Raw genomic sequence first — 20,486 nt, forward strand, 5'->3', positions numbered from 1 at the left:
TAGTTTTCCGTAAAAGTGAACCGTTTGAAAACCCAGATCGCCCCAGAATGAAAGGTGAAACGAAGATCCCCACGAAATTCGCCAAAAACAGATACTGATTATCCATGATCAGTGACCAGACTTTCAAAGAAGCCAAAAGCGGCGTGTTGCGCTACTTTTGCTTTGTGGATAGATTTCTTTTCCCGACCTTCTGAAGACAAAAAAAACACCCAAGATGACTTTCAAGATCCCGCTGGTTTTTGCGCTCACCCTCCTCTTTTACTCCTGTGCCGAGAAAGCTGCCGAAATCGACTACACCGACTGGTCTCACTATGGTGGCCCCGAGGATGGCTCCCGCTATTCGGCTTTGGATCAGATCAACTTGGAAAATGTCGCCCAGCTGGAAGTTGCCTGGACCTACAGCACTGGTGACGCCACCGAGCGGAGCCAGATCCAGTGCCAGCCCATTGTGGTTGACGGCCTGCTCTACGCTACCACACCCACGCTGAATGTCTTTGCACTGGAGGCAGCCACAGGAGCCGAGGTATGGAGGTTTGACCCCTTTCAGGTTTTGGGAGGGGAAAATTTCTGGGCCGGCACCAACCGTGGAGTAAGCTTCTGGGAAAGCGGCGAAGACAAGCGAATCCTCTTCACCGCCGGCAATTGGTTGATGGCGCTCGATGCGAAGACGGGGGAGCCGATCTTGGGTTTTGGAGAAAGAGGAAAAGTCGACCTGCGCAAAGATCTGGACACCGATTTGGCCGATTTTATGATTGTGTCCAATTCTCCTGGAGTAGTTTTTGAAGATATGATCATCATGGGAATGCGACTTTCTGAAGGACTTGATGCCGCTCCAGGCCATGTCAGAGCCTATAATGTCATCACCGGAAAGCGAGAATGGATCTTCCACACCATCCCGCAGGAGGGCGAAGCCGGGTTCGAAACCTGGGATCCAGAGCATATCCGGCAGATGGGTGGCGCAAACAATTGGGCGGGGATGACCTTGGACAAAAGCCGAGGGATTGTCTACGTGCCGACGGGTTCTGCTACCTATGATTTTTGGGGTGGATATCGACATGGCGATAACCTATATGCCAATTCCCTTCTGGCGCTGGACGCCAAGACGGGGGAGCGAATCTGGCACTTTCAGGCGGTCCATCACGACGTCTGGGACAGGGATTTTCCTGCAAACCCAAATTTGATCCGTATCCAAAAGGATGGCCAATGGATCGATGCCGTCGCCCAGATTTCCAAGCAGGGCATGACCTATGTTTTTGACCGGGTGACGGGCGAGCCGGTCTGGCCCATCGTGGAAACGGCAGTCACCCAATCCATCTTGCCGGGAGAAAAAACATCCGCGACCCAGCCCATTCCTACTTTGCCGGAGCCATTTATGAACATGCTTTTCGAAGAAAAAGACATCTTAAATCTCAAGCCGGAATGGGAGGCGGATATTCGAAGTCAGCTTTCAAATGCCATCCTAGGCGATGCTTGGGCACCTCCCCACCCTGAAAAACCCCTGGTGCTTTTCCCCGGGATGGATGGTGGCGGCGAGTGGGGCGGAGCGTCCTTTGATCCAGAGACCCAAACCCTGTACGTCAATGCCAACCAAATCCCTTGGCTGATCGAGATGACTCCGAATGCGAGTTTCGGCAATGTCGGCCAGTCGGTGTACACAAACTTTTGCGGGAATTGCCATGGGCTGGAGCGAAAAGGAAACCCGCCGTCCATTCCCAGTTTGCTTGCGCTAAAGGACAAATACACCCCCGATTCTCTGAATCTACTTTTGCAAAAAGGAAGGGGAGCGATGCCAACCTTTGGACATATATCGAAGGAGGAGCGCAGGATTTTGATCGACTATTTGCTGGGAAAAGCAGATACTGGAGACAAACAGGAACTGGGAGCCGAAAACGCAAAACTCTATCCGCAGTACTACATGAAGGGTTACAAAAGGCTCACCACCAAGGAAGGGATTTATGGCTCAAACCCGCCTTGGGGTCTGCTGACTGCAATCGATATGAATACCGGCAAGAAAAAATGGCAGGTGACTTTGGGAGAGATTGACTCCCTGAGTGCACAGGGTTTTGCCCCGACGGGCATTGAAAATTATGGCGGGCCGGTCGCTACGGCCGGAGGAGTGCTGTTCATCGCAGCCACCAAAGACGAAAAAATCCGCGCATTTGATAAGGAAACGGGCAAGATCCTCTGGGAAGCGAAACTCCCCGCAGCTGGCCACGCAACTCCGGCAGTGTTTGAGAAAGACGGAAAGCAATTCTTAGTCATCGCTTGCGGAGGCGGCAAGGGGACAAAAAGCGGGGATACTTATGTGGCTTTTGCCTTGCCGGATTGATTTTCCGAGCTGCTTTTTCTTAGCTTTCGGGTCATGAGGTTTTTTGTTTCTATCCTGATTCTGTTCACTTCCATGCTCCATTCCGATTCGCAAGAGCTAGCGTTACATGAAGCTTTCCGGGAGGAGTTTTCTGACAAAAAGCCCACTTTTTTTCATTATGGTTCGACGGGAAGAAAGGTGGGTTTCAAATGGAAATCCGGCCAACCTGCCCAAACAGAGCCCGAATCGAAGGTTCTTTCCTTGAAGATCAATCCCAAAGATGAGGCTGGCCCCGGCAAAGGCCCAGAATTTATCTCCAAAAAATTCACCCATTTCGGCACCTATTCCACCCGCCTCAAAGTGCCCGATCCGCGTGCAATCCAGCCTAATGTAGGCGCAGTGGTCGGCTACTTCACCTATCACAACGATGAGGAAAAAGGCTTGAGCGAGGTAGATTTTGAATGGCTGCTGGCCGATCCGGAAGTCATCTATGTCGGCACCTGGACAGGTGAATCCGGAAAGCTGAAACGAATCGGCCGGACGATCAACCTCGCCAAAGGGATCGTGTACTCGACTGAATTTCGCGATGACCACTTCATGCAAAGGGAGGACCTTACAGGCCTGCAAAACCTTCCCGAGAAGATCGAAGCAATCGAAGGTTTTGACGCTTCAGCTCAGTTTCACACCTATGGTTTTGATTGGCATTCGGATCGTATCCGCTGGTGGATGCTTCACCCGACCACGGCCGATACGGTCGTTCTGTGGGATTATCAGGGGGAAAGAGGAATCCCGCAGCATCCCTCCAAGTACCGGATCAACTTCTGGCACACCGACAATTGGTCGGTCGAGACCAATCCTCTTTCTCTGGAAAAGCCCAAAAAGCGCTTCGAGTTGGAGGTGGACTGGATGGAGTATCGGCCGTTTTAAATCATCGATATTCAAAATTCGGTGTTTATTATTTTAGGCTGATACGAGTATGATAATAGAGTATATGATTCGATTGGAGACGATAGTGATACGATCTCCGATTTTTTGAAATGGGCGGGACAAAGACAACTTCAAGCCAGTAAATCCATCACTAAAATCCCATCGCTCGTCCGACCGACGAAAACCCTACCTTTGCCCCATGTCCACTCCACAAAAAAGTCAGTCAGAGATCCTCGCCAAGCTAGGAATTGTACAATTGAACTCCATGCAGCTGGCTGCACTGCAGGCGATCACATCCTCCAACGAGATTATCCTACTTTCGCCAACCGGTACGGGCAAAACCCTGGCGTTCCTCCTGCCTTTGATTCAAGAACTCGACCCAGTCTGTGAGGAAATTCAGCTGGTGATCATCGTTCCTTCGCGGGAACTGGCGATCCAGATCGAGCAGGTGATGCGGGAGATGGGCACCGGTTTCAAGGTCAATACCGTCTATGGCGGGCGGGCGGGCTCGAAAGATCGGATAGAGATAAAGCATCGCCCGGCGGTATTGGTGGGGACTCCGGGCAGAGTTGCCGATCACCTGCGAAGGAATGCTTTTGACACGGAGTTCATCCGAACATTGGTGTTGGATGAGTTTGACAAGTCTCTGGAAATCGGCTTTGAAAGCGAGATGAAGGACATCTTGTACTTTCTCCCCAAAGTGAAAAAGATGCTGTTGACCTCAGCGACTCAAGGCGTAGAAATCCCCCGATTCGTTGGGCTGCAAGCTCCGGTCACCGTGGATTTTTTGGGAGACAAAATCGCCAAACTGACAATCAAAAAAGTCCTTTCGCCCACCAAAGACAAACTCGAAACACTCCTCGCGCTGATCGCACACCTCGGCGGAGAAAACGGCATCATTTTCTGCAATTTCAAAGACTCGATTCAGCGGGTGAGTAATTATCTGACAAATCACGAGATTTCGCACGGCATCTTTTCCGGTGGAATGGAGCAGACGGATCGCGAACGCGCTTTGATCAAGTTCCGAAACGGCACCCATCAACTCCTCCTGGCGACGGATCTTGCTGCCAGAGGGATCGATGTGCCTGAGATCAAGTTTATCATCCACTATCATCTGCCGCTCCGCAGCGAGGAATTCACGCATCGCAATGGCCGAACAGCTAGGATGAACAGCGCAGGCACAGCCTATGTGTTGCACTACGAAAAGGATCCTTTGCCGGACTTTATCGGAAATCCAGCCATCGAAAAACTGAGCAAGTCCCCGCTTCCGGCTCCTTCAGAATGGAGCACCCTGTTTGTGTCCGGCGGGCGAAAAGACAAAATCTCGAAAGGTGACGTGGCGGGACTTTTCTTTAAGCAAGGCAATCTCGGCAAGGACGACTTAGGCGTGATTGAGCTGAAGACGGATTGCGCATTTGTGGGGGTGAAAACTGCGACTTTGGAAAAGTTGCTTTCCAAGGTCAACAACATGAAGCTGAAGGAGAAGAAAGTCCGAGTGACGGTGATTTGATAAGTGGATCAGCTGGGCGGAGTCAAAGGGTCCTCGACTCCGCTTGGACTGATACAAATTCTATCTTTAAAATCTCTACTTTTGCACCCTCGTAAGTCACAGAGGATGAAGATGGAAATAGAATCAGGGGAATCAGTGAAGATCACCCCAAAAGAAATTGAGTTATGTATTTCCATCTTGGAAAAACTCAACTCAGACACCAACCAGATTTTCGACATCCCGAAGGAACAACGAATCTCATTAATAAAAGCTGCGGGGCAGTTTTCCCATCCCGGAAAAGAAGAGCTTGCGCAGCGAAAAAAGGGCGCAAAAAAGATTCATCGAAAAAAGATCGCTGCCAAAGATATCCAAGCCCGCAAGACAACTGGAATCCGAAGTGCCCGCGAGGCTTCCATCTTTATTGCGCCGGCCATGCTGCAATTAACGGGCGACGAGGCCGAAACCGCCATCCTTCTGGATACTCCTCGGGAGTGCTACGTCTGCAAGAATTCCTTTGACCGACTCCACCATTTCTACGACACGATGTGTCCTGACTGTGGGGACTTCAACTATGCCAAGCGCTTTCAAACCGCCGACCTCACCGGGCAAGTTGCCTTGGTGACTGGATCGCGATTGAAGATTGGCTACCACATCACGCTGATGATGCTGAGGGCGGGCGCGACGGTGATAGCGACCACCCGATTCCCAGTAGATTCGGCATTGCGCTTCGCAAAAGAGCCTGACTTCAAAGACTGGGCAGATCGCCTGAAAATCCACGGACTGGATCTCAGACACATTCCCAGCGTGGAGATTTTTTGCAATTTCATAGAGCAGCAATACGATCGATTGGATATTCTGATCAACAATGCCGCGCAAACTGTGCGAAGACCTTCGGGTTTTTACCAACATTTGATGGCAAATGAGATTCTGGAGCTGAAAGATCTTTCACCCGATTCTCAACAACTCCTGTCAGATCATCATGCTTGCCTACAAGAATTACGGACGCTAAGCCAAGGTTTTTCCGAAGGAGAATATAAAAACCTGCCAGTCTCCTGGCATGGCAAGCAACTGGGAATCGGCTTGAGTTCCTCTGCTCAACTCACTCAAATCCCATACAGCATGGACGATACGATCAGCTCGGAGGAAATTTTTCCTGTCGGAAAGCTGGATGCCGACTTGCAGCAAGTGGACCTGCGCAAGACCAACAGCTGGCGCTTGAAGCTCGGAGAAATCCACACCAACGAGATGCTGGAAGTGCAGCTGGTGAACTCCGTCGCCCCTTTTGTCCTCTGCAACCGGTTGGTGAATCTGATGAAAAAAGACAATACCGGTCGTAAGCACATCATCAATGTGTCGGCGATGGAGGGGAAATTTCACCAGTTTCACAAGGAATCCAGACACCCGCACACCAACATGGCCAAGGCGGCACTGAACATGATGACGCTAACTTCGGCTGCGGATTTGGTGAATTTCGGAATCTATACCAATGCTGTAGACACGGGCTGGGTGACAGACGAAGACCCTGCAGACCTCGCCAAAATCAAGCAGGAACTGCATGACTTCCAACCTCCTTTGGATATCGTGGATGGCGCTGCCCGGGTGATGGATCCTTTGTTTGACGGCATCAATACCGGAAAACACTGGAACGGGAAGTTTCTGAAGGATTATAGACCTACGAGCTGGTAAGAGACAGGCAAAAGCATTCATTTAGCGTTTGTTGTCCGGATTTTAATCATTTAAACAGACCCATAAATCATGTCTGCAACACTTGGCGTAGGTTCTACTTAGATTTCCGCGTGCCTTTTGACACTTTGCCGCTAGGAGATACAGAACCTATTTTAAATCTTGGGGTTAGTATAGGTATAAACCCAAATAGTTTTATGATTGATTTTAGTACAAATGAAAATCAGCGGATGATCGCTGAGATGATCCGCGATTTTGGAGCCAAAGAGATTACACCGTTCCGCAAGGAATGGGATGATAAAAATTATTTTCCCCTTCCCGTATTCAAGAAACTTGGCGAACTGGGACTCATGGGCGTTCTCATCCCGACCGAATATGGAGGTTCAGGCTTTGGATACGAGGAATATGTCACTGCGATAGTGGAGCTTTCGAAGCTGGATCCATCCGTAGGCCTATCCATGGCAGCCCACAATTCCCTTTGCTCAGGACATATCCTGCTTTTTGGCAATAACGAACAAAAGCAAAAGTACCTCCCCAAACTCGCTACCTGCGAGTGGCTGGGCGCATGGGGACTGACTGAGCCCAATACCGGTTCGGATGCCGGAAACATGCGGACGGTAGCCACCAAAGACGGGGACTACTACGTGATCAACGGTGCCAAAAATTTCATCACACACGGAGTCTCAGGAGATGTCGCCGTCGTGATTGCCAGAACGGGCGAGGTTGGGGACAGTCATGGGATGACGGCTTTTATCTTGGAAAAAGGCACGCCCGGATTCAAGGGAGGCAGAAAAGAAGACAAGCTCGGGATGCGGGCTTCCGAGACTGCAGAGATGATCTTTGAGGACTGCAGGGTACATGAAAGTCAAGTTTTGGGTAAGGTCGGTGAAGGGTTTATCCAGGCGATGAAGGTCTTGGACGGTGGACGAATTTCCATTGCGGCATTGTCACTCGGCATCGCCGAAGGGGCCTTTGAGGCATCTGTCAGCTATGCGAAGGAGCGCCAGCAGTTTGGCAAGCCTATCTCGAGCTTTCAGGGTATTTCCTTCAAACTTGCCGACATGGCTACCAGGATCGAAGCCTCCCGCCTCTTGATCTCCAAAGCATCAGCTCTCAAAAACAGCGGTAAAAGCGTGACTCTGGAGGGAGCACAGGCTAAATACTACGCGTCGGAAGTCGCTGTCTGGGCAGCAAATGAAGCGGTACAGATCTTTGGAGGCTATGGCTTCACCAAGGACTATCCGGTGGAAAAATACTACCGTGACGCCAAGCTCTGCACGATCGGTGAGGGCACCTCGGAGATTCAGAAGATCGTCATCGCCCGAGAGGTTTTGAAGTAGATGTATTCAGTGTGCAGTCGCAGTGATCAGTTTTCAGTAGTTGAAAACTGGGACTGATCACTGAATCACATTTCTCCCAAGATAGCCAATACAATCCTTGCGGAGTTGGCAGAGGCGGGGCCGACAAACTGGTTGAAATTAACCCGGGCGTGGTTGTTGGCGTTGTCGCTGCAAGATCGGATGATGACAAATGGAATCCCCAGCGTTCGACAGATGTGGGCAATAGCCGCACCCTCCATCTCAGTGGCCAGCGCGTCAAATTCCTCGTAGAGAAAAGCTGCCTTTTCATTGCTGCTGACGAAGACGTCACCCGTGCTGATCACTCCCGAAAATATCCTGGGCTGCCTTCCGGAGATAGGTTCCAATTCGGCAAGGTTGGCAGCGGCAGTACTTTTGGCGATCAACTCTGCATCAGCTTCCACGAAGAGATCTTCATGTGGACCTCCCCCGATCTTGCGAAAAGGCCAAACCGTGAATCCCGTGGAATCCACCTGTCCGAAGTCAAACTGCACCAATTTCTCACCGATCACAATATCTCCCGGCATGGCTTCCGGATGCAAGCCTCCCGCAACGCCAGTAAAAATCAACATTTCTGGCTCAAAGTTCTCGGCCAAGATCGCGGTGCTATAGGCAGCATTCACTTTGCCAACTCCGGCTTTGAGTAGGACAACCTTTTGGCCTTTGAGTTTTCCCTTGTAAAAAGTGATGCCGCCTTTTTCTACCTTCTTGACCGACTTCATGGAATCGATCAAGATGGCGATTTCCTGATCCATCGCTCCCATGATGGCGATGCGCTGGGAATGGCTTTCGAAGAAAAGAAAAGAGAGAAAAAGGAGTAAAAGAGTTTTTTTCATATCCACAAAAAGAAAAGCGAAAGTACGCTGATGATGGCTAAAATGGGGTTGAGTTCGGATTTTTTACCTGTGATCAGTTTCAAGATCGTCCAGCTGATAAAGCCGAAGGAAATCCCTACCGAGAGGCTATAGGTGAAGGGAATCAGGACAATGGTGAGAAAGGAAGGCAAGGCCTCCGAGGGATCATGCCAGTTGATCTTGGTCAGGGGCACGACCATAAACGAACCGACTAGCACCAAGGCAATCGAGCTCGCTACGGAAGGAATGACCGACAGCAATGGCGAGAAAAACATAAATGGCAAAAACAGCAGGCCTGCCGTGACGGCCGTGAGTCCCGTCCTTCCCCCTTCCTCGATCCCAACGGCGGACTCGATGTATGCGGTGCCCGAACTGCTCCCCACCAAGCCTGTAAAGAGTGTTGCCAAGGAATCGGTCAGGAGAGACTTGCGCATATTTTGCGGGGATCCATCTGGATCTTTCAGGCCCGAGGCCTCGGCCAAGCCCACAAAAGTGGAAATCCCATCAAACAGGATCGTGAAGGTAAAAACGAAGATCACCGGAATATGGATCAGGCGCAGAGAACCCAGGATATCGGCCTTTCCCACCAAGCTGAAGTCAGGCCAGGCAAAGAATCCGGTGTAATTCACCAAGGTGGGGACCCCGGCATTGAAAGCGGACGCATCGCCCCAAAAACGTCCGATCGGCCAAGCCAAAGCTGTCGTAAACAAGATGCCGAAGATGATCGCGCCGGGAACCTTGCGGATCAATAGTCCCCCCGTGAAGAGCAAACCTGCCAAAAACGTGAGCGTCACCGGGTCTTTGAAGGAAAACATGCCGACCAATGTGGCCGGGTTTTCCACGATGAAATGGGCATTTTGGAAGCCGATAAAGCAGATGAACAGGCCGATCCCCGCCGAAACAGCGTGTCGGATGGCAGGCGGAATGGCGCGGATGATCTTTTCCCGAGTCTGAAATACCGACAACAGCAGAAAGATCACGCCTGACCAGAACACGGCTCCCAGCGCTTCTTCGAAGCTCAAACCAAAACCCATCACGGCGGTGTAGGTGAAAAAGGCGTTGATCCCCATGCCTGGAGCGACGACGATGGGGTTTTTGGCATAAAGCCCCATCATCAAACTGCCAAAAGCCGACACCAAAACCGTAGCCGTGAGGACTGCCGAAAAGGGCATGCCTGCCTGTGAGAGGATGGCTGGATTGACGATGATGATGTAGAAGCAGGCGAGAAAGGTACTGATGCCTGCAAGGATTTCGGTTTTGAAGGAGGAGGGGGTGGGGGTCATGTGCAGCTAAAATCTCAATCTAGTTGATCCAATTTACAATTTGGATCCCCTTTATTCTGAAAAAATGCCTCTCATTGTTTGTGACTAAAGTTAGGCCATTCACAACCGCTGTTGATCCGATAAGTAAATCAAAATCATCTACAGCAAATCCTGTTTTTCTGAGTCTGGCTTTCTCAAACGAGTAAAAGTCAATAGCTGAGGAAATAGCAAGGACCTGAACACATTCCAGAAATTTAAGAAGAGCTGCTTGGTTCTTTTCAGGATACTGGCTGTTTTGGACACCAAATTTCAATTCCGCTAAAGAGATCTCAGAAATAAAGCGGTCTTCCAACCTTATTTGATCAAACCGCTCGATAAGGGAGAATTTTCCCTTCATGTAATAGATACAAATATTGGTATCCAGCAGATAGCTCAAAGCTCTTCTATTTCCCTGTTGACAGTTCTAGCTTGTCGGATGGATTTGATCAACTCCTCCGCGGTTTCCTCGCCCTTCCAAGCTCCAAAAGCACTCAAATTGTCAGATTCTTCTGCCAGGGCAGGTTTTTCAATTGCAGAGAGCCTATCCAAAATCCTATCCAGCTCCGCGATATCCACGTCGGCGGGGATTCTGATAATGATTTCGGTGTCAGTTCGTTCGATTCGCATATTCCAAGATAAGGTTTTTGACCAATAGCCCAGTAATGCAAGCCGTTGATTTTTAGTTCCTCAAAACCTCCCCACCGACAATCCCCCATCGACGGTGATCACCTGCCCGGTAGCGTAGGGCAAGTCCCCTCGAAGTATGGCGGCGACGAGCTTCCCAACATCTGCAGGCTTGCCCAGCCTCGGCTCCAGGGTTAGTCCCTTTTTTATCCGTTCCTCATAGATTTCTTTGACCTTTTCGGTCATGTCTGTCTCGATGATTCCCGGCTGAATCTCATACACGGGAATACCAAACTCGGCCAGGCGAACAGCCAAGACTTTGGACATCATCGAAAGCCCCGCCTTGGCCATGCAATAGGCTATCCGATTGGTCGAAGCCATGACTGCCGATATTGAGGTGATGCTGACGAGGGTGAGCGGCGTATCGGGATCCGATTGCCGAATCTCCGTCATCCATTGGGCGACTGCCTGGGTCAGAAAAAAAGTCCCCCGCAGGTTGATGTCCATCAAGTGGTCAAAATCCTCCTCGGCCACTTCCAGTGCATCGGCCCTGACGCGTGGCGCAACGCCCGCGTTGTTGACCAGAAAATTTAGCGTTCCAAATTTCTCCCGGACTCCTGACACGATGGATTCCCTGTCTGCCTTCTCCGCAATATTTCCGGGAAAATATTCCACGCGAACCCCGCTTTGGCGAAGCTCATCCAAAACTCCTAGGACATCGGACTCCTGTCTCATGCCGTTCAAAGCCAAGTCAATCCCTTCCTCTGCCAGCTTTTTGGCGATGCCGAGCCCGATTCCTCTCGTGCCTCCGGTGATCAGTGCTACTCTTTTCATTCTCCTTTGATAGCTTTCAACTGCTCATATTCCGGCATGGCTTTGTACAGCGGATCCAAGGGATAACAGCCCGAGATCATGCCGTTTCTCGGGGCGGTGGTGCAGTCGGAGAAGGTTCGGCAGATCTTAGCCCGCTTCAATCCATTCCCGGACACAATATCCGCCGGCATATCCGGGTAGCTGAGCACCATGCGCCCAAATCCAATCGAATCGGCTTTTCCGGCGTTCAGCACGTGTTGTCCGACATTTGGCAGCCACTCTTGAAGGTAGGAATAGGCGGATCCGATCACGTATAAGTTGGGAAAAGCGGCTTTGATCTCAGCCGTCGCCTGGATCTGCCGGGCGACTCCGTGCAGCGGATCCTCTGGCGGACGGTACCCATCCGAAGGCGGAAAAAGCGCTGGCCGCTGAATATGTGGATTATAATAGGGACTGCCAGCAGTGGTACAGAAAAGCTCGATTTCAAGCTTTTCCAGCTCCTGAAGGAACAGGAAGGACTCCTGCATATTGGCTTTTATACCATTTTCATCCCCACCAAAAGCATAGCGATAAGGCGCTTCCTGAGCTGCAATCCCTGTTTCTTCCGGACCTTTCTGGAATGGAACCCAATCGAAGATACTCATCCTGACGCCGACCTCGAGCCCTGGAGCTGCCGCACGAATGCCCGTCACGATGTCTCTCAGGAATCGGGTTCGATTCTCGAAACTTCCTCCATATTTCCCTTCTCGATCGTATGCACTAAGAAATTCATGCCCGAGATAACCGTGACAATGCTTGATATCGACAAAGTGATAGCCTGCTTTTTGCGCGAGCACAGCTGCTTTCACATAGTCAGCGATGATCCCATCGATCTCCTCGTCGGACATCAGCGGATAATCATCGGCCAAGCCAAATTTCTTGTTCAAAACCGGGTGTGGATAAAGAATCTTCGGCTCCATCTTCTTTTTGTCGTTCGGCTTGCAAAAACGTCCCGAATGCGTGAGCTGTAAGCCAATCAACAAGTCGCTGGTATCTCCAAACTGTTCCTCGTGGGTGTTTTGCAAAAGCTGGAAAAGCTCGACAAAATCCTGAAAGGTCTGCTCGTTCAGCATCAGCTGATTGGGATTGGCGCGACCTTCAGGTCTGACAGCCACCGCCTCGCAACCCCATAGGAGCTTTGCCCCGCTGAGTGCGAAGTTCTTCCAGCGCCTTTTGGTTAGATCGGATGGCCTTCCATCTTCTGTCCCGTCCCAGCCTTCCATCGGCAGGATGCACATCGCATTACCGATTTTCTGTCCGGATCTGAGTGTATGTGCTTTCGCAAAAGGAGATTCGCCGCCGGAAATCAATTCCGCATCGAAGCCCATTTCAATTTTTTCTTTTTCCAGATGCTGCGCAAAAAGCTCCGCAGTCTTTAGCTGCGCGATGCGCGGAAACGGGGGCTTGTATTTTCCGCTCATTTCGGGACACAGTTTAGATACGAATAATACGCCTCGCCTTTCAGCATCCGCTGCAGCAAAAGTGCCAGTTCACGCGCGTGATAGTCACCCCACATGCTGGACTCGCCGTGGGCGACTTTTCCCGGTTCTGGAGCATAATCCCAGGCATTGGGTTCGTGGTAGATCGAGTGCAGGATCAAGCCCTGATGATTTGCCTCAGTTGAGAGGTAAGGTTCTGAGAAGAGCGCGCCTGAAATCTGAAAAGCTGCTTTTTGATACTTCTCCGCTCGGTCAGGGTCGGAGCTTTTTAGCCAGTTGGCGATACGAATCAGCCCCTGCGCGGTGATGCAGGCCGCCGAACTGTCGATGGGCTCGAAAGCATTGAAGGGGTCAGAAGGACGATTGAGGTAGTCGCCCATCTGGTGAAGCGTAGGCGCTCCTGTATCCCAATATGGAATACCGTCCGTCGGTGTGTTGGCCAGATAGAACTCGGATGTGGCGATCGCTGCCTCTGAAAGTTCCTTCATCAGCTCTGCCTTGGAGATAACTTCAGAATAGTCCGACTCGGAGATTTGGTCTAAAATCTCCAGTGTCTCACCGATTCCGCAAATCGCCCAAGCCAGTCCTCTAGTCCAGGTGCTGAAGCCAGTATAACCCTGCTGGGAATTTGGGCAGCGATAGTTGCCATCGACCGTATTGAAGATAATCTCATGGGCAGTTCGCCCGGAAATGTCGTATCGGTCACGGCCTTTTCCGTAGAAAATCGAAAATCGAACAGTACTTAAGATATGCTGAATCGCCCGCTGAATCAGGGAAATTCGCTTGTCATTTTCGGCTTGCAGCAAGTGACCTAGCTGGTGGGAAACGACTAAAGCTCGACAGCTTCGAATCGTATCGACGAAGAGGGAATGAGGCCCATTGAAGGAATAAATGTATCCTCCCGATGGAATGTTCGTCCAGCGGGTCGCCTGCACCGCACCGGTGACTTTCAACGCAAGCTTATAAAACTCTCTTTCCCATTCAGAAGCGTCGGTCTTTCCCTCATTGCTGAGGCGAAGCAGATTGCCATAGGTGCTGACGTTGTTGAATCCATGGTCATGCACGCCGATATGAGTCAGGTGCGGAGCCATTTTGTCAACGGTATTTTTGCGGCCAATTTCAAGAAACTCGGTTTCGCCGGTCGCATCAAATTGAAGCAGCGCCGACCCAAATTGGAAGCCTTGCGTCCATTCTGTCCAGCCACGGGTGACGTATTTTCCTTTTTCGGTGAAAACCGGAGCGCCGTTTTTGGTGTCAAAAGAGTCTTCGATCAGCCTGATTTTTTGGCCGGAAAGCTCCCAAAATCGCTCAAGGGGAGATTTTAAATCAGAAATCCAATAGTTAGGATTAAGTTTCATGTGTTTATAATTTGATTTTTAAAGGCCACATGGAATCTTCGCATGGATTATATTCATCCCTCCTTTTGACCCTTGGGGTCATGCTTGATTTCATGGGTATTTTTTTGGGTAAAATGGTGAACGATCATAATGATGGCAGACACCGGAATCAAAATGCAATACATAGCCGCATCGGTCGGCAATCCGGCAAAACCAGCCGGAACCACTTCGAGCAGCGATAACACAAAATATGTGAGGCAAAATCCAGAAAGGATCAGCAAAGACTTGGGAGGATTTCTGAAAACAACCGCTCCCATCACCACTGGTGCAATCATGGAGGTACCGGCAAAACTCACGCGTGCTAACAAGACCAGCTCGTCGCTCATGTAGGTCGAAAACACCAACACCACGACCGAAAATACCAGAATCGCTAGTTGGGTGATCCGCATATTCCTTTTGTCAGGACCCGACAAGAGGGATCTCAACTCGGTGCCTAAGGCAAAGATCTGTGCGTTGGTCGTGGAAAGACAGGCTGCAAACAAACCTACAACCGCCAACGCGGCGACCGGACTTGCTTGGTCGAATAGCAATGCAGCTGATAGAAACTCAGCGGTGCTGACATCAGGATATTTTACTGCGCCATACAAGCCAATAAAAGCGGTTGGAAGGATCACCAAAATCGCAAAAATTCCAACTGCATACGCCATTTTGTGAACAGACTTGAGACTTTTCAAGACCACAAGTCTGGTGGTAAACTGAGGCTGAGAGACAGGAATCAGGACAATGGCAATGGCGGACGCAATGAGAAAAGGACTGGAAAAGAGTCCTTTCGGACCCGGTAGCGAAAGCAAAGCTGCGTTGCTTTCCTCGACTTTTGCCAAGCCTGCTTCCAAACCTCCAGCCATACTCAGACAGGTCAGACCTATGATCCAGATCACTGCCAACATGATCACGCCCTGAATGGCGTCACTATACATGATGGCCTTGAGTCCCCCGATTTCAGAGTACACAAGCATCAACACGACCAACACTGCCGACCAACCCCAATCCGGGATCAGGTCAGGAAATGCCGCATTGAGAAAGATGGAAATGCCCCTAATCTGTATTGCCACGTAAGGAATCAAGAAGAGGAAGGAACTGATAAAAACCAGGTATCCGGCCCACTTATTCTGAAAGCAGCTTTGCACAAAACCCGCAACTCCTTTGTAGCCGACTTGCGAAGCCTTTTTGCGCAGCGCATAGCCAAACCAAATCAGCATAAAGACCATCAAAGCATCGGAAACAGCCAAGAACAACCAAGCTCCTACCCCGTGAGTCCGAAAGAAGTCCGGCATGCCCATGAAGGTAAAGGCGCTAAACAAGGCTGCGGAAAAAGTCAGAAATCCAAGGATCGAACCAATGTTTGATCCACCAAGCATGAAGTCATCCGAGCTTCGGTTTTTGCTATATGACTTGTAAGAGGCGAAGCCTAAAGAGGCTAGAAACAGCGTAAAAAAGAATATCAGCCAGCCCGTCATGCTTTCTTATTTTCTTCATGAGGAAAAAATTGAGCCCCCAAATAGGTCATTGCAACCAACAGTGCAGCGAGCGCAAATCCGGTCCAAAAGATAAAAGGGATACCTCCAAGCCTAGGGTCGACTTTATTTTCTTTAAAGAGAAAGAGAAAAGAGCCGATTGAAGTAATCAAGACGGCTAAAACAATAATTTTCCAGATTTTGGATTTCATGAGAAAAGCGTGTGGTTAGATGGGCTGAAGTAAGTAGTCTCGAAGAATCTCTTATAGACCGGCTTAAAATAGCAATAAACTTCTGCTTTGCTAACCCGTCAAATCCTGAAAATCCAGAATCGGGATGGTATTTACGCAAACAATTTCGGAACGAGGATTGGTGAATTATTGAAAATTCAGATAAATGGTGATTCCTTTGCGCTTGACAGACGAGATGACGTCGCGAATTTCTGCCGGTGTCTTCTCGGCATAGTAAATATTATTCAGGCCGTGGGAGAACCTGATTTCGGGTGCAAACTTGAAATACTTGAAGTAAATCTCAAATCCCATTCCCGCTTCAATGCTAAAGTCTTGGCCTTTGGTGACGATAGGGTCGAGGTTAGCTTCATCCTGGCTTTTGGTGCGAAATTGATAGCTGCCTCCGCCGATAAAGTACATTCTTGTGTTGTTGAAGCGTTGTGACCTGTACTTGAAAAGGAGCGGAATCTCGACCATAGTGGCTTCGTTAACCAGCTCCTCGGTACGATAGCCTAAGGATGGAGTTCCATCGGGCAAGGCCACGTCATAAGTGTCATAGTAGTTGACATCAACGCGGTATTCGTAAAAAGCAATCTTGGGAGTTAGTAGGATGTTAACCTGATCGTGAAGTCTCAAAATCCCAGTAAAGCCAAGAGAAAGTCCAGGAGTGTATTTAGGATAAATTGAGTAAACCTGATTGTTTGCCGTATGAGTCGGATCAAACAATGCTTCGGAATATTTGATCTGATAGGTAGCCGTATGACCCGCCAGGAAAAATCCATAAGAGATCGTCTTATCGTCGGAACCTGAGGTACTCGTCAGACCAAAAAGGCCTTGAGAAAATCCGGAAACAGTAATTCCAAATAACGCCAGGAATAGAAATCCTACTTTTGTCCGACGTAGATGGAGCTGATTCCGAATGTGAGTGGTTTGCATACAGTGCTGTGAAATCCGACTTTTTTCAATACTGCCAGAAAATCCTCTCCATCCGGAAAGGCCTGAACTGACTCGGGGAGATAAGTATAAGCAGAATTGTCTTTGGATACAATTTTACCGATTTGAGGCAAGACGGTGCTGGAATAGAACCCGTAAGCTTGCTTCATCGGGAAACCTTTCGGCTTGCTGAATTCCAAGATAACGGTCTTTCCCCCCGGCTTCAGCACGCGATACATATCTGCGAGACCTTTTTCCAGATTCTCATAGTTTCTGACTCCAAAGGAAACGATCACAGCATCGAATTTATTATCTTCAAAAAGCAATCCTTCGGAATCGCCCAGCTGCATTTCGATCTTGTCCTGCAGACCGCGCTTGAGCATCTTCTTCTTCCCTTCGGAGAGCATTCCCTCGGAAATATCCACTCCGATGATTTTGTCTGGATTGAGTGCCAAAGCTTCGATGGCGAAGTCTCCAGTCCCGGTGGCAATATCCAAAATCAGCTTTGGATGATCCTTTTGGAGCATCTTGATGGCATTCTTTCTCCAAATGATATCAATGCCCATGCTCAACACGTGGTTGAGCAAATCATACTTGCCGCTGATGTTGTTAAACATCTCGGCTACTTGTTCTTTTTTGGAGTCTTTCTTGTCTTTGTAGGGTACTACGGCCATCACGGTTCTTCTTTGGTGCGCAATATTACTACAGAAACCCGAGGAATCGAAAATTGTTGCGGTTTAAGGCTTCCGAGGGCTTCCAAAATAAAAGCGTATTTTTGCAGCCAATCGAAAAGTTATGATCCGAAAAGCACAATTTGTCGTCAGCAACACCGACCCTACCAAATGCCCCAAACCAGATCGGGCAGAGATCGCCTTCATCGGTAGATCCAACGTGGGCAAAAGCTCCCTGATCAACATGCTGACTGGTGTCAAAGAACTCGCAAAGACCTCCCAAAAACCCGGTAAAACCCAATTGGTCAATCACTTCATGATCGACGACCGCTGGTACCTGGTCGATTTGCCAGGCTATGGATTTGCCAAAGTCAGCAAGGATCGTAAGGAAAAGTGGGAACAAATGATCAGCGAATACCTGACTTCGAGAGAGAATCTCTGCGGCGTATTTGTATTGATCGACAGTAGACTCGAGCCACAGACGATTGATCTGGAATTTCTGAACTGGTGCGGAGAGGAAGATGTGCCCTTTGTGGTTGCATTTACCAAGGCAGACAAGCAGTCTAAGTCTCAGACGGACAAAAACGTACGAGCTTTCCTCAACAAGCTGGAAGACATCTTTGGAGATATTCCGGACTATTTTGTCACCTCAGCCGAAAAGCACGCTGGAAAAGACCAAGTACTCTCCTTCATCAGCGAACTCGTCTCGGAGTACGAGGCAGAGCGGACAAATTGATCGATAGTTCTATATTTGCAGCCTGAAAAACAATTTAGACATGAATTTCAAAGACATCGCCTCAGTAGCCGGTAAGCCGGGACTGTATACTGTAATCAAGCCAACTCGTTCAGGAGTCATTTTGGAGTCATTGGATGAGAAAAAATCCAGATTGGTTGCCGGAATGTCCATGCGAGTATCCATCCTCAGTGACATTTCGATCTATACCCTGACAGAAGAAGGCGCTGAGCCTCTGGAGTCAGTCATGAAAAAGATCGAAGCCGAATATGCTGGTGATACCGGTATCGAGCCGAGTTCATCCGATGCCGAGTTGAGAGCTTTCCTTAAGTCTGTCCTTCCGGAATTTGACGAAGCGCGAGTCTATACCTCAGATATCAAAAAGCTCAACGCCTGGTATCAACTCATCCGAAAAGCTTCTCCTGACATCTTCCAAGAAAGCACCGAGGAGCAAAAAGAAGCCTAATTTTCCCGCCCCGAGCCACATCGGGGCTTTTTTAATCCCATGGATCTATCCCTCTCTCTTGAGACCTACTCCTTGGTCACCAAAGATTTTCTGCTGCCCGAGGACGTGGAAGGCTTTTCGGAGGAAACAGCTATCGCATTATTGGCCAAAGCAATCGGCCAATTGATGGATCGAAATCTGGAAAGACTGCTGCAGATCTGCTATCGGATCGACCTTTCCGAAAACAAGCTCAAACAAATTCTTCACGAGTCCGAACCCGACCAGGTCGCAACTGACTTGGCCAAAGCACTCTGGGAGCGGCAAAAACTAAAAGTGGAGATCCGGAGGAGGTATTCTGGGGGGTAGTGAGCCGGATCGGAGTAATTGTCGCCCTGAGCACCATAATAGGTAAACAACATACGATTTCATATCGACTGGGGAAGTCATTCAATTTACAGGAAAAAGTCCTCGACTCCGCTCGGACTGACACCCCAAGCCCAAATTGCATGTCAGGCTGGGTGAAGTCGCTATCACGCCTACCCGATTTGTTGTCAGGTTGAGCGGAGTCGCTGCCCAATATTTTTTCATTATTTTCCGCTTTCCAAAAACTCAAATCTCCCATGGCAAATCCTATCTGGATCATGACCTCGGCCTTTGACCAGCTCAGCTTGGATCAGACGGTCGCAAAGGCAATCGAAATTGGTGTCCAAGGTCTCGATCTCTGCGTGTTTAGAAAAGACGGCACCAGAGACGACTTTGTGGCCACCCATCTCGACTACGAAAACTTCGGCCCTGAAGAAGCCAAAAAGCTCATCGCCCAATTCAACGGCGCCAAGCTGCGGCTCTCCATCGGCGCTTTCGAAAATCTGATCGGCGGGGATCCCATTCATCGTGTCAAAAACCAAAACCATCTCCTTCGGCTGATTCGCATCGCCTATCTATTGGGCGGAGACGACAACGATGTGAAAGTCGGCACCTTCGTCGGTTACAACCACGAGCTGGGCAATCAGGAAGGCGGTTTCGAGAAAAACCTGCTGGAATATCAGCGCATCTTTGGCCCCATCATCCGCTATGCCAACAGTCTTGGCGTGACCGTCCTCTACGAAAACTGCCCCATGGAAGGCTGGAGAAGCTCGGGCCACTTTGGCACCTTCAACAATCTGACGGGAGTCCTCGCTGCCCGCAAACTCATGTACGAACTCGTGCCTGAGAAAAACCACGGGGAAATCTACGATCCCTCTCACGACGTCTGGCAGCATACCGATCCTGTGGAGGTCATCCGCCACACGGACATGAATCGCCTCAAGCGCATCCACGTCAAATCCACCCGCAACAACCCCGATCCTTTCTGGGGAAATATGTATCCCATGCAGGAGATTCGCGAGGAGTGGGCCGAAAAGGTCGGAATTCCCTTCAGCAGAAATCCTTGGGATCGCCATCACTACGAAGCCACGCTTCCGGGATTTGGACTCGGCGACTCCATGGACTGGCGGGCCTTTGTGAATATTTTGAAGGAAAAAGGCTTCACTGGACCATTTGAGATCGAAAATGAAGCCGTGCTGTCCAAGCAAACAGGCAAGCTCGGGGCTATCGTCCAGGGCTGTAAGGCTGCTGTTCAGAATCTTGCTCCGCTCCTTTATGAACTTGGAGCCGAGGGCTGGCAATATCCTCAATCTGAATATGAACCACTTCAGGATCTCGGTCGCAAAGACATACCTCTGGTGACGATGAATTCTCTTCTTTGAACTATCGTATTCTTTTCCGTGAACTAGTTTACGTTGAAAAAGT

20 protein-coding genes are annotated in these 20,486 nt (G+C 49.7%); 9 read left to right on the plus strand and 11 right to left on the minus strand.

Annotated elements, in window-relative coordinates; genetic code table 11:
• Positions 1-214 precede the first annotated feature (214 nt).
• From ABD031_RS04340 to ABD031_RS04360, 5 genes are all read left to right on the plus strand, one after another.
• The gene (locus tag ABD031_RS04340; RefSeq protein WP_343848759.1) at positions 215-2,329 is read left to right on the plus strand and encodes an outer membrane protein assembly factor BamB family protein; all 2,115 of its coding nucleotides are present in this window, start codon (positions 215-217) and stop codon (positions 2,327-2,329) included.
• A 33-nt stretch (positions 2,330-2,362) separates the two neighbouring features.
• Complete coding sequence (locus tag ABD031_RS04345; protein WP_343848761.1) at positions 2,363-3,235, plus strand: glycoside hydrolase family 16 protein; 873 nt, start codon at positions 2,363-2,365, stop codon at positions 3,233-3,235.
• Between the two features lie 199 nt (positions 3,236-3,434).
• Positions 3,435-4,745 carry a DEAD/DEAH box helicase gene (locus tag ABD031_RS04350; protein WP_343848763.1) on the plus strand — a complete coding sequence of 437 codons (1,311 nt, stop codon included), beginning with the start codon at positions 3,435-3,437 and terminating at the stop codon, positions 4,743-4,745.
• Between the two features lie 105 nt (positions 4,746-4,850).
• The gene (locus ABD031_RS04355) at positions 4,851-6,410 is read left to right on the plus strand and encodes an SDR family NAD(P)-dependent oxidoreductase (RefSeq protein ID WP_343848765.1); all 1,560 of its coding nucleotides are present in this window, start codon (positions 4,851-4,853) and stop codon (positions 6,408-6,410) included.
• 194 nt (positions 6,411-6,604) lie between these two features.
• The gene (locus ABD031_RS04360; protein ID WP_343848767.1) at positions 6,605-7,747 is read left to right on the plus strand and encodes an acyl-CoA dehydrogenase family protein; all 1,143 of its coding nucleotides are present in this window, start codon (positions 6,605-6,607) and stop codon (positions 7,745-7,747) included.
• A 65-nt stretch (positions 7,748-7,812) separates the two neighbouring features.
• On the opposite strand, the gene ABD031_RS04365 is transcribed toward ABD031_RS04360, so the two are convergent.
• From ABD031_RS04365 to ubiE, 11 genes are all read right to left on the minus strand, one after another.
• A complete protein-coding gene (locus ABD031_RS04365) occupies positions 7,813-8,601 on the minus strand; it encodes a 5'-methylthioadenosine/adenosylhomocysteine nucleosidase (protein ID WP_343848769.1) in 789 nt (262 codons plus the stop codon).
• The gene (locus tag ABD031_RS04370; protein ID WP_343848771.1) at positions 8,598-9,902 is read right to left on the minus strand and encodes an NCS2 family permease; all 1,305 of its coding nucleotides are present in this window, start codon (positions 9,900-9,902) and stop codon (positions 8,598-8,600) included. The genes ABD031_RS04365 and ABD031_RS04370 overlap by 4 nt, the downstream gene beginning before the upstream one ends.
• 19 nt (positions 9,903-9,921) lie before the next feature.
• Positions 9,922-10,317: a PIN domain-containing protein gene (locus tag ABD031_RS04375; protein WP_343848773.1), complete on the minus strand. Its 396-nt coding sequence runs from the start codon at positions 10,315-10,317 to the stop codon at positions 9,922-9,924.
• Positions 10,314-10,547, minus strand: coding sequence for a hypothetical protein (locus ABD031_RS04380; protein ID WP_343848775.1), 234 nt, complete (start codon positions 10,545-10,547; stop codon positions 10,314-10,316). Before ABD031_RS04380 ends, ABD031_RS04375 begins: the two co-directional genes overlap by 4 nt.
• A gap of 60 nt (positions 10,548-10,607) precedes the next feature.
• Complete coding sequence (locus tag ABD031_RS04385; protein ID WP_343848777.1) at positions 10,608-11,378, minus strand: 3-ketoacyl-ACP reductase; 771 nt, start codon at positions 11,376-11,378, stop codon at positions 10,608-10,610.
• Positions 11,375-12,817 (minus strand): oxidoreductase, encoded by a 1,443-nt coding sequence (locus ABD031_RS04390; protein WP_343848779.1) that lies wholly within the window; start codon positions 12,815-12,817, stop codon positions 11,375-11,377. The genes ABD031_RS04385 and ABD031_RS04390 overlap by 4 nt, the downstream gene beginning before the upstream one ends.
• Positions 12,814-14,193 carry a glycosyl hydrolase gene (locus ABD031_RS04395; protein ID WP_343848781.1) on the minus strand — a complete coding sequence of 460 codons (1,380 nt, stop codon included), beginning with the start codon at positions 14,191-14,193 and terminating at the stop codon, positions 12,814-12,816. Before ABD031_RS04395 ends, ABD031_RS04390 begins: the two co-directional genes overlap by 4 nt.
• Positions 14,194-14,246: 53 nt before the next feature.
• Positions 14,247-15,689, minus strand: a complete 1,443-nt coding sequence (locus ABD031_RS04400; RefSeq protein ID WP_343848783.1) for a sodium:solute symporter family protein — start codon at positions 15,687-15,689, stop codon at positions 14,247-14,249.
• Positions 15,686-15,898: a hypothetical protein gene (locus tag ABD031_RS04405; RefSeq protein ID WP_343848785.1), complete on the minus strand. Its 213-nt coding sequence runs from the start codon at positions 15,896-15,898 to the stop codon at positions 15,686-15,688. Before ABD031_RS04405 ends, ABD031_RS04400 begins: the two co-directional genes overlap by 4 nt.
• 165 nt (positions 15,899-16,063) lie before the next feature.
• Complete coding sequence (gene porT, locus ABD031_RS04410) at positions 16,064-16,852, minus strand: type IX secretion/gliding motility protein PorT/SprT (RefSeq protein ID WP_343848787.1); 789 nt, start codon at positions 16,850-16,852, stop codon at positions 16,064-16,066.
• Positions 16,801-17,523 (minus strand): bifunctional demethylmenaquinone methyltransferase/2-methoxy-6-polyprenyl-1,4-benzoquinol methylase UbiE, encoded by a 723-nt coding sequence (gene ubiE, locus ABD031_RS04415; RefSeq protein WP_343848789.1) that lies wholly within the window; start codon positions 17,521-17,523, stop codon positions 16,801-16,803. The genes porT and ubiE overlap by 52 nt, the downstream gene beginning before the upstream one ends.
• Before the next feature lie 121 nt (positions 17,524-17,644).
• On the opposite strand from ubiE, the gene yihA reads away from it, so the two are divergent.
• From yihA to ABD031_RS04435, 4 genes are all read left to right on the plus strand, one after another.
• Entirely contained in the window at positions 17,645-18,256 is a 612-nt protein-coding gene (gene yihA, locus ABD031_RS04420; protein WP_343848791.1) for a ribosome biogenesis GTP-binding protein YihA/YsxC, read from the plus strand.
• Between the two features lie 40 nt (positions 18,257-18,296).
• On the plus strand, positions 18,297-18,719 hold the full coding sequence (locus ABD031_RS04425; RefSeq protein ID WP_343848793.1) for a DUF5606 family protein: 423 nt from the start codon (positions 18,297-18,299) through the stop codon (positions 18,717-18,719).
• Between the two features lie 39 nt (positions 18,720-18,758).
• Entirely contained in the window at positions 18,759-19,064 is a 306-nt protein-coding gene (locus ABD031_RS04430; protein ID WP_343848795.1) for a hypothetical protein, read from the plus strand.
• Positions 19,065-19,318: 254 nt separating this feature from the next.
• A complete protein-coding gene (locus ABD031_RS04435; RefSeq protein WP_343848797.1) occupies positions 19,319-20,443 on the plus strand; it encodes a sugar phosphate isomerase/epimerase family protein in 1,125 nt (374 codons plus the stop codon).
• Positions 20,444-20,486 lie beyond the last annotated feature (43 nt).

The organism is Algoriphagus jejuensis (assembly GCF_039523455.1).
Taxonomy (GTDB): Bacteria; Bacteroidota; Bacteroidia; order Cytophagales; family Cyclobacteriaceae; genus Algoriphagus; species Algoriphagus jejuensis.